The sequence below is a fragment of the Pseudoalteromonas sp. BSi20652 genome, from assembly GCF_000239855.1.
GTDB lineage: Bacteria > Pseudomonadota > Gammaproteobacteria > Enterobacterales > Alteromonadaceae > Pseudoalteromonas.
On the sequence record NZ_BADT01000271.1, the window covers coordinates 1 to 201 of the forward strand.

General features: G+C 38.8%; 1 protein-coding gene. It reads right to left on the minus strand.

From position 1 onward, the window contains the following. A partial coding sequence (locus tag P20652_RS21245) for a tyrosine-type recombinase/integrase (protein ID WP_370587604.1) occupies nucleotides 1-176 on the minus strand: 176 nt, incomplete at its 3' end. Nucleotides 177-201 lie beyond the last annotated feature (25 nt).

The following is a 201-nucleotide window of genomic DNA, read 5'->3' on the forward strand; positions in this document are numbered from 1 at the left end:
GGCATCCCTAACTCAAGTTGATGTGTTGCATAAGCATGGCGTAATACATGTGGATTACAGTGTTTTAAACCACACATTTGTGCATGTTTTTTCAATGCCTTTCTGAAGCTTGAGGGTGACATAGGTTTATCCATTAACCATCGTGAATAAAACATCCAGCCCGTTGGGTGATACATTTTCCAATAGCAACGTAATTGATTT